Source organism: Pseudomonas sp. PS02303, from assembly GCF_029959925.1.
Lineage (GTDB): Bacteria > Pseudomonadota > Gammaproteobacteria > Pseudomonadales > Pseudomonadaceae > Aquipseudomonas > Aquipseudomonas mandelii.
The window spans coordinates 139,725-150,296 of the sequence record NZ_JASCOM010000001.1 but is presented as its reverse complement, the minus strand read 5'-3'; the positions used below and the strand labels follow the sequence as shown (position 1 = coordinate 150,296).

The following is a 10,572-nucleotide window of genomic DNA, read 5'->3' as shown; positions in this document are numbered from 1 at the left end:
AAGCAGCATTTTAAGTAATGCGGCTCTGCGTTCAGGTGAATAGTACGGCACGACCAGTCTCTTTCCGCCCCCGATATGCTTTTTTAGGAAAAATCGGAGAGGCGACAACTATCCTGACACCGGGGGAACCTCCGGCGGCATGCCGACGAGGGTTCCATCCTCTATCACCATCGCAGCTGAATAAACTCGCGGGAATGCCCAAAACGCCACGACCCAAACCCAAACGAGAAATCCCAAAAACCTGATGCTGCCCACAGATCACTCCTCATAAAGATCATGCGGGTATTCTCGCACCCGACGAAGAAAACGAAACTTCTGTTTTGCTCCTGGTGCATGGTCCAATCGGCACTACGCGCGAAGAGCATTGAAGTTGCAGTTTTGGGAACGCATGGAAGATCTGGATCAGAAACGGGCGTCGCGCCCTCCTCTGACCTGGCAGCGGTGTTTACAGCATGAGTTCTTTCCCAAAAAAATTCCCGACCATCGATTTCTCAACCCAATACGGCCTCGCGCTCGACGACTCTGACAGCTGGATCATTGTCGACCTGTTTGCTGGAGGTGGTGGCGCCTCGACCGGCTTGGAAATGGGTTTGAACCGGCAGGTGACCATTTGCGTAAACCACAACCCCACAGCCATATCGATGCACGCTGCAAATCACCCTCATGCTGAGCACTATCAAACGGATGTGTGGGGCGTCGATCCGGTCAAGGCTTGCCGCGGTCGCCAAATTGGGTTTATGCACGCTAGTCCTGACTGTACTCACCACTCCCAGGCGGCCGGTGGCCAGTCGCGTAAAAAGGAAATCCGCGACCTCGGTTGGGTAATCATCAAATGGGCCGGCAAGGTCCGCCCGATTACGATCAGTATGGAAAATGTTCGCCAGATGCAGCTTTGGAGCCCACTGGTTGCAAAGCGATGCGCTAAAACCGGTCGAGTCATCAAACTGGATGGCACTGTTGCCAAACTAGGCGAGCACGTCCCACGTCACGAACAGTTTCTGGTACCAGATAAAGGCAAGCTCACCGGCAATGCGCTCCACCGTCGCAAGCAGCGTCGCAAGTACAAACGTCACGGCAGCCCTGTGAATCGCACTTGGGATCATTTCGTCGCAAGCCTGCGACGCTTGGGATACCAAGTCGAATGGCGCATCTCCCGCGCCTGTGACGATGGTGCGCCGACCACTCGCGAACGCCTATTTCTGATGGCCCGATGTGACGGCCATCCCATTGTATGGCCGGAGGCGTCACACGCGGCCGAGCCGAAAAAGGGGCAACTGCCGTACCGCACCGCTGCTGAGTGTATCGACTGGACCGATCTTGGTCCGAGCATCTGGGCGCGAAGCCGGCCATTGGTAAAAACCACGAATGTTCGGATCGCCACTGGCATCGAGAAGTTTGTCCTGAACGGACGACCATTTATTGTTCCGGTCACTCACCAGGGTGCCGTGCGCCTTCACAGCATTGATGAACCAATGCGGACCGTTACCGGCGCCAACCGTGGTGAACTGATGTTGGGCTCGCCGTTGTTGACGCCATTTATCTCCGAGCATGCCAATGCCACCCACCAGCGAAACATGCCGGCCGACAGTCCATTGCGAACCATTTGTGCGCAGGTCAAAGGTGGTCATTTCTCGCTCGTGGCGCCCATCATTGTCCAGGCCAATGGCGGCAAGAATACGACCCCCGCTCATAGCGCCTTGGCGCCATTTAGCACCATCACCAGCGCGGGCAGTCAACAGCAGCTGGCAACCGCATCACTGATGCAAGTTGCTTCTGACCTCGGCCTGCAAATTACCGAGGAACAAATGGCCGGCGCTCTGCGAGTTGCGGATTTTATGGTGGAGCATGGAAAGGCTTCAAACCTCCCACTTCAGACAACCATTGCAGATAAGTTGGCGCTGGTAACCGTTGATGTTAATGGCACCAAGTACCTGATGATCGACATCTGCCTGCGCATGCTCAAACCACGTGAGCTGTATCGTGCGCAGGGATTTCCCGAGAGCTATATCATCGATCGAGGGCACGACGGCCGGGAGTTGAATAAGACTCAGCAAAGCCATCTGGTCGGGAACTCCGTTAGCCCGTTGCAGATGGCCAGACTGGCTCGTGCGAATGATCCATGGAAGGCTCGACAGCGAGAAGCCATCGCTGCCTGAAGCAGCCAGCCTTCTGGAGGGTTGTGAGGTCCCGTTGTAAGGTCCTCCCCCTCCAAGAATTTAACGTGCCATTCTTCCCAGCGGGAAGCGTTTTCCCTTCCGCGAAAAGATGCTCATCGCGGTTGCCGGCCTACCTTAAAATCTTTGCCCACTCGCCTGGTACTTGAGTTTGTCAATCCGTGACGAAACAGCATAGTGCGCGCCCGCAGCTATCATGAGCAGGCCAAAATTCACCGCCCACATGACCGTTGGTGATCCTTCTTGTTGAGACACATACATCCCGGAAACAACAAGGAGTACCAGTTCAAATACGAGCAACACCAGCTTAATGCGGTTGAGGCGCTGAAGTCGCTTATCAAGCAAGGTTTGCATGCCGAACTACCTATGAGTCTTTTGACCAATCGCTCTCAGCCCCTGATATCCGCTTGTGAGCGGGAGACAGGCAAAGCGTGACTACTTGCCACTTAATTCTGGACGGTATTTGCCCCCGGCAACGGCCCAGACGGGACTGTGACAGTCACCAGCCAGATACCAGGATGTCTCTCGCTCGGTAATCGACAGAAAACGCCGTTCGAGCCCTTAGAGCACCCAGTGCTCTTCAATCGCCCACAAGGGTTTATCCTTCTGCAAAGATTTGAACGCCTTTATGTAAGCCTCATAGGTGGTTTGCGTGAAGACTACCCAGGAACTTCCCAAAGCTTGGGCATCGAGAAGGTTATTCTGAAACTCCGCGTACTGAACCTGGCCAGCAACGCTTTCGCTGAACGCGCTCAACCCCTTGAGCAGTACACTGTCAATTAGTGGATGCAGACGCTCAACGCGTTCGTCATCGTGGTAGCGACCGCAGACCAGTTTGGACTTCAGGTAGACGTTCACAAGCTTCTGCGCACGGCCATAAGTGCACCGAAACTTCAAGTGCTCTCCGGTTTTGTGGTGCACATAGGTCGCCGGTCGCGCCGCACATACGGCTTCGATTCGCTCATGTACGAACGCGTCAATTCCCTCCGCACTTGGAAGATCCGTTGGCGTGTTGATGTCCCGCATACCGGCTGCCTCAAGCATCGTCTGCGCGTACTTAACGGAGTACCCTCCTCCGTCCCCCCCGCTACGCGAATAGGCACGCCCAGCGGCCCATACGGCGAATCGGTGGGCATGATCTGCAATTGAGTAAGTGGACATTCGTGGCTCCTCCTGTGCCCGGGATAGGCAAGGTTACTCTTTCTGCCCTTTCAGAGGGGCAGACTGCACGTCATTGACGGCACCTCCTCGCTACTATTGCCCCATCACGCAACTTGAACTACATGGTCTGCTCCGCCGTCCGCTCGCATGACCTTCGACGAACCTTACCGCAGGGACGCCCCCAATGACCGCTCTATCCATGGCTACCACGGCCCATACAGCAACCCTTCCGCCACGGTCTTGCCGGCGGGTGCAAGACTCACGTAAAGCGGATAAATTTGTCCTGACCACCCACTCGATCATCATTGACGCCCTGGATGAAATCGCGAGAAGCCACAGCCGGAGCATCAACTCAGAAATAATCATGGCGGTAGCTGAGGCATTGGACGGAAACCAAAGGACTGCATTCGACCGTCAGCTTTACGTGAACCATCTTGGTGAAGGCCGGGCCAGCTTGATTCTGGTTGGGGTTCCTCATATCGACCTTTCCGCAATGCGCGGGGACCATTCGACCACGGTCCGTTTTCCAGACGGCATTCGGGATGCGGTAGCAATAGAGGCGGGGTTAAAGCAGATGTCCATGATGACGTGGATGCTGAAGGCACTTCAATGCTGGATTAATGATCAACGCGATATCCACTCACTGCAAAACGCCTGCGTTGAAACGCATCATCAGGACAACTCGTACGTGGCTTGACGTAAACACGGCGCCCGGCTGGGCGCCTTGGCCTGTACCAGGTAACGCTGCGACACGGTTTTCAGAAGAATCTTTTTTGGGAAGGCAGGCTTGCCAAAAAAGACTCTCGGCGGGGAACCCCGCCGATGTCTTAAATTTTGCAGCTGGTGGGAATTGCATCGATTTCGTCGATGCAGCTGACGTGGTAAAGGACCGGTTGAAATCGCTGTATGGCCCACCCTGTAATGCGCGTTCATCCTCCTTTTCAAGAGGGTGAAGCTTGTAGCGGATAGATATCGCTCCCCGCTTCTTGCCCACCATTACGAACAGGTGAGCACCATCTGTATCGATTACCTCCTCCCTGTCGATCCAGTGACGGATGACAGGCTGATTGGTAGCGATATCGTAACCAAGGGCAACGGTAACCCGGCTGATTGCAGTAATTGTCATGCTCCTCTCCAATTGAGCGAGCCATGACCCCAGCGGGGCCTTGGCCCGCATGGGTTTTGTAGCTATTGGCTTCAGTTCGGTTGAACAAACAACCCGTAGAGTTGATCAGGGTTTACACCCAGGCCCAGCCAGAATTTCACCTTCATCTCGAGGGTGCCCATTTTCATGGCACGACCGATCAGCACCGCACGCTCCTCAACCAAGGAATCAAGATTGGGCGTTGAGGCATTCTCCTCGAAGAGTCCGGGATTGGATGTGCGCAGATACCCAAGTGTGTTGGAAACCAAATCAGGCGCCCCCGCCATTTCATCCACAATCAGGCGAAGCCGGATCTGCTGGATCCGCTTCTGCAGCTCTATCCTGAGATCAATCAAGCCCGCGGCCTCCAGGCCAGGAACGAGATGATCATCGGCGATACCTCTGTCATGCAGGGGGCAGATGGCATTTGCCAGGCCCTTTGTCCCCTTGTCACGGGCGATAAAGCCAATGTACGCACAAACATTAATTGCGCCGCTGAGATCACGACATATTTCTGAGACAGCATGCTCCTTTTGAGCGGCGAGCAGCTTTAGCTCACAGCTCGCCAAAAAGTCCCCAAGCGCGAACATCATCTGCGTAAGGTTCATGATCCAACTCCAAGATGCCTGAGCGACAGCCCGCAATGGGCCGTGGCTCAATTAGTTTTTGGGTTTATGACGCAGGACCCGATCGGGCCTTGGGATCTATTCAGCAGAACGCTGACGCATCAATCGCATCGGCATGGTATCGGAGATCCGTACCTCAGCTTTTTTTGAGAACTCGACGGCGCCGGCGAACAGATCTTCTGGCGTCACCTCACTCCGAGGGTGTTGGTGGTACCAGACAAAGAACCCTGTTGTGCTGAGGACGTTATTGCCTTCACTGGTGTACTCGCCGCCGAGCTTGCAGCACTCGTCGGGAGCGTCCGTAAAGTAGGCAATAGCGGTCCGCTCACCCACCGCGGTTTGAAACGACTTCTTCGCCACTGCAGAGGTGTGATTCATGCTGATCTCTTCCACGGCCATCCAGCCGGAATGCACCAGGCCCCGCAGGATCGCCTGTTTCATCTCGTGGTAGTTCATATTGGAATTTGACATGTCGAAGCTCCATTTGGACGGAGCTTGACCCGGCAGGGACAAAGCCCCGCGAGGGTTGGTGTGCGCAGATTTGCGCGATGAGTGCTGGTGGCCAGCTCAATACGGACCCAGACAATCTAGGCTCGTGAGAGGCTCAAATGTTGCCTTAACCGTCCAACCGCGGCAAGAGCCGCAATCAGACGTAAGTACTAGATGCTGCCCCTACAAATGACTGCACCTGTGGCCGCCGGCGAGCAGTAGACTGTCAATTAGTGTCCAGGCCGAGTGGAGGGTCAATGTCCACGAAGTTCCGACGCAAGTAACCCTCAGCCGCGATGTCCTCAATTGCCCATTCACCGTGGCCGATGTTCCCAACAAGGTCGCGGCGTTGCAGGCGCTTCAATGCAGTCTGCACAGTCGCGGCGCTGGGTACGTGGCCACCGGGCATCTCGCTGCCAATCCACTCGCGTCCTTCGGTAGAGAAAACCGAGATGCCCCTCACCAGTCCGATAAGTACGGAGAAATCCAGAGGAGCCATCTCCAGAATCAGGTTTTCAAAGTTGCCTTCGTCCGTCATGGTGCCCCAGGCTCGATGGTCCGCATCTCGCACGCTGAGTCCCTCAGTGAGGCACAGCAAGAACACGTCGCGAATGTACTTGGGCATGTATACCCGGGCAGCAAAACGCTCGAAAGCGGCATTTACGTCCCACTGCCGTCCGGTGATCTCCTCGAATCGCTGGCCCAGATGCTGCACGAATTCCAAACCAAGATTAGGAAATTGGATCTCGTGGCTGAACTGGTAGAAAGGTGCTTTGGTGCGACGAAACATGCGATGTAGGCCGTCCTGTGAGGACCCGGTGAACACTTCAAAAACTTCGCCGTGAGCCTGCTGCAGCAATGAGCGGAGCGTAACGGTCAGATCCTCGAAATCTTTCTTGCTCGCCAGGTGCTGCACTTCGTCGATGATCAATAACGCCTTGCCGTTTCCGAGTCTGCGGAAGCGCTCGAAGAGCTCGAGCAGGTTCAGACCACCCTCCTTCGCCAGCTCGGCCATCATCGTCACGTCGTCGGTACCGGCGCCGGCCTCTACCGACTGCACGAGAGAGCCAGGTCGCATGAGCTTCAGCCAGTTGCGTCGCAAGAAGCCGGCACCGTGGATGGCCTCTTAAAACGCGCCTGCAATCACCCGCTCTGGGTGCGCCTTGTCAAACCGCAGGTCAGCCGTGGCAACGATGAAACCGTGTGCCTTGGCAATGGGTATCAGGTCGTTGATGAGAAAGGTGGTTTTGCCCTTGCGTCGAGGTGCGAAGATCGTCGCCGCATTTTGCAGACATGCAGCCACAACGCCGTTCCTACTCCAAATCCTTCAAGGTCCAAGTCATTCAAGAGTGCGCCCTGCTGGTGCCTCGATTGCCAACATCTCGCTGAGCCATAGCTTCAACGCGAACCTCGTCCACAAATGGATTCGGGTGCAAACGCAAAAAACTACGGAACTTCAACCTGCTTTCGTTCCGTTATTCCAAAGCATCCTTAGGTTGCTTGGAGTCCCTGTGTGCAGTTTCATGAATTGTGATTATGTCATTTTTTACTCTGTGCCTGTTTATGGTTGTTGTTAGTTCCTCAATTGATTTCCTGGTTGAATCCTCTTTAACGACGCCCATCAGCCAGACCGTCCCTGTGGTGGGGAAGTTAGGGTAGGCGATTACGTTGATGTGGTTAAATTTATTTTCTTTGATTATTTCATTATTAATCTTTAGGGTTGCATCTCGCGTACTATTTGCTTGGTTCAATTTTTCGATGACCCATGGTTCTGCTTTGTTATCTAGGTAGGTGGATATTTTTGTCCGGCTGCCTTCAGGGAGACTGGATATTAAGGCAATTTCAGAGTCGACATTGGAGCTTCTTATAAATGCCGAGTTGTTTAATTGCAACGCAACGGATTCGTAGTAGCTGGAGTCAGCATTTTCTTTCGCAAGAGGGACTGGTTTCTCTTCTCTGTCTAGTAGTGGTCTTATGGTTGGATATGATCGATAGCCAATTTTTTGATAGTGTATTGTTGCACCAAGAAATTTGAGCATGGATATGTCTGCTGGCAATTCTATTTTGTATCTACCATTCTTGTCCGTTATTCCGCTGGTTAGTGTTTTTTGTTTGTGGTCGTGGACAGTTATCAACACTAACTCAATTCCGCTGGTATTTGTGAGTCCTTGGCCATAGTCATAAACAATGCCGGATAGAGTGTCAGCATTGCTTTGGTTGGTTGCGATAATGAGGGGTATGCAGGCTGCCAGTCTGGCGGTGGGTGCATGGTTCATTTCATGCCTCCTTTCGAAATTGGCAAGTTATTTTTGAGTTATTTTCAATTAGATTTAGTGGCTCAGCGTCCACTGATGATATGTAGGTGGTTAATTTAATTCTGGTTTTCCCGTCGGGTATTGGGTTGATGGACCAACTAAGTTTTGATATCGCATCTTGGTCGTTTCCTACGCTATTCCACCTCAGGCTTCTATAGCTCGATGTCAAGTCAAAAATTTGGGCGAAGGTTAAGTTTTTCGCCTTTTGGAAGTCCATCGCGCAGTCAATACCGTGTGGTGCAGGTGGGCCAATTACTATGACCCCTACAATTTTTATTGTTGAGTCTTTTTGCTTGGTGAAATTTAGTGTCGAGTGGGGAGTATTAGGCCAAACTTTTAACGGAATTTTTTGAATGAATTCTCTTCTGAATTGCCAGGAACCTGCTTTGGCTGTTGCATAAATTTCAATACCGTAGTCACCCATTTCTAGTGGAGGTATCGTAATTTTAGCCTGAAAGGCTGTGTTTCCTGATATCTCTGGAATATCCTGTGGTTCTATCTTTAAAGGGATCTTATTTTTTTTAGGTGCTATTAGACTTGCTGTAACTTTAACATTTGTGTGCTCCGTCTTGACCTGGTTGGCAATTTGAATGATTGCTAATGTTTGCTCGTTTGAAATTGCTTGAGCATCTCCATGAACGGCTGTTATCAGTAGGTGGGGTTCCGCGAAGAGCTTGTCGTATCTGTTGTGGATTATTTCTGCGGCTCCAATAATTGATGCCATGGTCAGTATGAGTGTTATTGGTTTTATATTTTTCCAGGCTGGTTTTGGTTTTGACTTTGGAGTGCCGATATGCCCATGGTTTAAGGGTTGGGAGTTCATGGTTCTAGAGAGTGTGGCTCGGCAAATATCGAATTTGTATTTTGACTCCCAGTACATATGAACAAATATTCCATCTTCCTCTGTGACGAGGATTTGCCAGAAGAGTAGTCCGTCTAGTTCTTTCAGGGTGTTTTCGGATTCTGGTGCGTCAGGCGGTTGCTTGAATTCCGCATAATAATTTGCACTGCCAAGTGTTGCGTTCACTTGGGATGGAGACAGGGTTGTCTTTCTGTTCGCCATGGCTATGTATCTGCGCTGATGGTCTGTCCTTCGCTAGAGTGTAGAGTGATCTGCCCGAGGCCATGCCTTTTTCCGACTCAACGGCATACCTCAGACCATCACTCCACTCGGCAATACTTGTATCGTCAAAGGTTGGGGGAGAGCCCTTTGCCTTTATCTGGCCATGTATGGCGCTCACACAATGTGACGTAGGAAGGCATCACTGACCTATCGCGGGACGGAGAACCTGCGGGCGGTTCAACTGCTGCTCGGCCATACGCCTTGGAGAGCACCGTTCGATATCTAGGGATTTAAGAGTAAGGTCGCTATCTATGGATGTCATCGAACCATCGGAGTAGGCGGTGATCAGTGGAGCTTTATATGGCTGCTGAACTGTCCGCTTTGAGTTGTGGGTTAGGGTTAAACTGGTCGACGTAACAGATTGGCTGCGATGTATCGCGCAAGTTCGCCATGCTTGCAAGGTTTGATAAGAACGAAAGATGATAAATACTTGAATTTTTATGTTAAAAAATCGTGATTATTGGTTTAGTTTTTTAAAAAGACTTTATGCGCAACTATGTGAAAATCCATGATCTGCTTGATAGCCTATCTATGCAGCGAGAAAAACGGTCGGATATTTGCCACTCATTCTGGCCTCTTCGGAGCAGCTTTTAGACCGTAAACGAAACGTAGGCCTCCCTTCTTCGGACACACCAGTTGTACGGTCAAATACAGCTTCTTGTCTCAGTTTATTCTTTGTTTTCTCATTAATTTCTTTTTGTCCCAGCCAGGTAGGTGCGAGGGAAGAGAAGCGTGTCCTTGGTTTCTGGGGTCATTATGGGCCTTTAGGCTGAAATCCATAAATTAGGAATTTCCGCATAATTACGCATATTTCGCAAACTGGAAGCAGTGCGGCATTGCGGAGAGCTTGCGGCAAGGCCATGACTGTAGCTGAAACATACGTGAAACAGGTTCGCGCGATAAGCGATATTCGCGCCAAGTTCTACCGGCCGATCGATGACAAGCTCGAGGGTGTTGCAGTTTAGCGACCTCATCATAACCTCATTGAACTGACTTTATGAGGTAACAGAAATGAACACGGCCCAACGCAACCAACTGATCAAAAAGGCAATCTTGGACGCAATCACCGCTGGCAATGGTAACTGGATCACAGGCATCGTCCCAGCCGTGACCGCTCTCAACGTCACCAAATCGAATGACGGTATGAAAGTTCGCAACTGCCTCAGCGCCCTGATCGACAAGGGGTTGGTGTATCGCGTGTCGTTCACTTCTGAAGAAATCTACGACTTGGTCGAAAACAAGGTTAGTCCTGTTGAGCCGGCGGGCGGGTTCACTATCCATCACGCCTTCGCAAACGGCGACTTCATCAAAGCCATTTCCGCCGCGCATTGCGCAGCCTACGATGACGAAAAAATGCCCGAGTCGGTAACCTGCAACGTCACAGGCTTTACGGTGTTCTTGAAAGTCGAAAAAGGCCAGTTTGTCGAAACTCTAAAGGACGGCACTGATGTTACGGAACTGTTTAATGCGGCGCTTGATAAAGCAGTTGGCATGGCGCGGTGAAGTGAAAACTGTTGAAATCCCACACCTGAATAGAAAA

Annotated in this window: 12 protein-coding genes and 1 pseudogene; 4 read left to right on the top strand and 9 right to left on the bottom strand. The window is 52.0% G+C overall.

Features of this window, described 5'->3' with window-relative positions; all coding sequences use genetic code 11:
• Positions 1-452: 452 nt before the first annotated feature.
• Positions 453-2,156, top strand: coding sequence for a DNA cytosine methyltransferase (locus QMX98_RS00740; RefSeq protein ID WP_200617755.1), 1,704 nt, complete (start codon positions 453-455; stop codon positions 2,154-2,156).
• A 135-nt stretch (positions 2,157-2,291) separates the two neighbouring features.
• Here the strand turns inward: QMX98_RS00740 and QMX98_RS00735 are convergent, their stop codons facing one another.
• Complete coding sequence (locus QMX98_RS00735; RefSeq protein WP_200617757.1) at positions 2,292-2,528, bottom strand: hypothetical protein; 237 nt, start codon at positions 2,526-2,528, stop codon at positions 2,292-2,294.
• 207 nt (positions 2,529-2,735) lie between these two features.
• On the bottom strand, positions 2,736-3,335 hold the full coding sequence (locus QMX98_RS00730; protein ID WP_200617763.1) for a hypothetical protein: 600 nt from the start codon (positions 3,333-3,335) through the stop codon (positions 2,736-2,738).
• A gap of 184 nt (positions 3,336-3,519) precedes the next feature.
• Between QMX98_RS00730 and QMX98_RS00725 the strand changes: the two genes are divergently transcribed.
• Complete coding sequence (locus QMX98_RS00725) at positions 3,520-4,032, top strand: Arc family DNA-binding protein (RefSeq protein WP_200617767.1); 513 nt, start codon at positions 3,520-3,522, stop codon at positions 4,030-4,032.
• On the opposite strand, the gene QMX98_RS00720 is transcribed toward QMX98_RS00725, so the two are convergent.
• The 7 genes from QMX98_RS00720 to QMX98_RS00690 all read right to left on the bottom strand — a co-directional run bounded on the left by QMX98_RS00720 (position 3,976) and on the right by QMX98_RS00690 (position 8,972).
• Positions 3,976-4,461: a hypothetical protein gene (locus QMX98_RS00720; RefSeq protein WP_200617769.1), complete on the bottom strand. Its 486-nt coding sequence runs from the start codon at positions 4,459-4,461 to the stop codon at positions 3,976-3,978. The genes QMX98_RS00725 and QMX98_RS00720 overlap by 57 nt on opposite strands.
• 71 nt (positions 4,462-4,532) lie before the next feature.
• Positions 4,533-5,087 carry a hypothetical protein gene (locus QMX98_RS00715; protein ID WP_200617771.1) on the bottom strand — a complete coding sequence of 185 codons (555 nt, stop codon included), beginning with the start codon at positions 5,085-5,087 and terminating at the stop codon, positions 4,533-4,535.
• A 96-nt stretch (positions 5,088-5,183) separates the two neighbouring features.
• Positions 5,184-5,576 (bottom strand): hypothetical protein, encoded by a 393-nt coding sequence (locus QMX98_RS00710; protein ID WP_200617773.1) that lies wholly within the window; start codon positions 5,574-5,576, stop codon positions 5,184-5,186.
• Between the two features lie 244 nt (positions 5,577-5,820).
• Positions 5,821-6,696, bottom strand: coding sequence for a hypothetical protein (locus QMX98_RS00705; RefSeq protein ID WP_200617776.1), 876 nt, complete (start codon positions 6,694-6,696; stop codon positions 5,821-5,823).
• A gap of 24 nt (positions 6,697-6,720) precedes the next feature.
• The gene (locus QMX98_RS00700; RefSeq protein WP_200617778.1) at positions 6,721-6,897 is read right to left on the bottom strand and encodes a hypothetical protein; all 177 of its coding nucleotides are present in this window, start codon (positions 6,895-6,897) and stop codon (positions 6,721-6,723) included.
• Between the two features lie 172 nt (positions 6,898-7,069).
• A complete protein-coding gene (locus QMX98_RS00695; protein ID WP_200617780.1) occupies positions 7,070-7,870 on the bottom strand; it encodes a hypothetical protein in 801 nt (266 codons plus the stop codon).
• Position 7,871: 1 nt separating this feature from the next.
• Positions 7,872-8,972, bottom strand: coding sequence for a hypothetical protein (locus QMX98_RS00690; protein WP_282410043.1), 1,101 nt, complete (start codon positions 8,970-8,972; stop codon positions 7,872-7,874).
• Positions 8,973-9,035: 63 nt separating this feature from the next.
• Here QMX98_RS00690 and QMX98_RS00685 point away from each other — a divergent pair.
• Together QMX98_RS00685 and QMX98_RS00680 are read left to right on the top strand one after the other, a co-directional pair.
• Positions 9,036-9,266: pseudogene (locus QMX98_RS00685) on the top strand (integrase); the annotation flags it as partial.
• A gap of 777 nt (positions 9,267-10,043) precedes the next feature.
• On the top strand, positions 10,044-10,535 hold the full coding sequence (locus QMX98_RS00680) for a hypothetical protein (RefSeq protein ID WP_282410042.1): 492 nt from the start codon (positions 10,044-10,046) through the stop codon (positions 10,533-10,535).
• Positions 10,536-10,572: the final 37 nt, after the last annotated feature.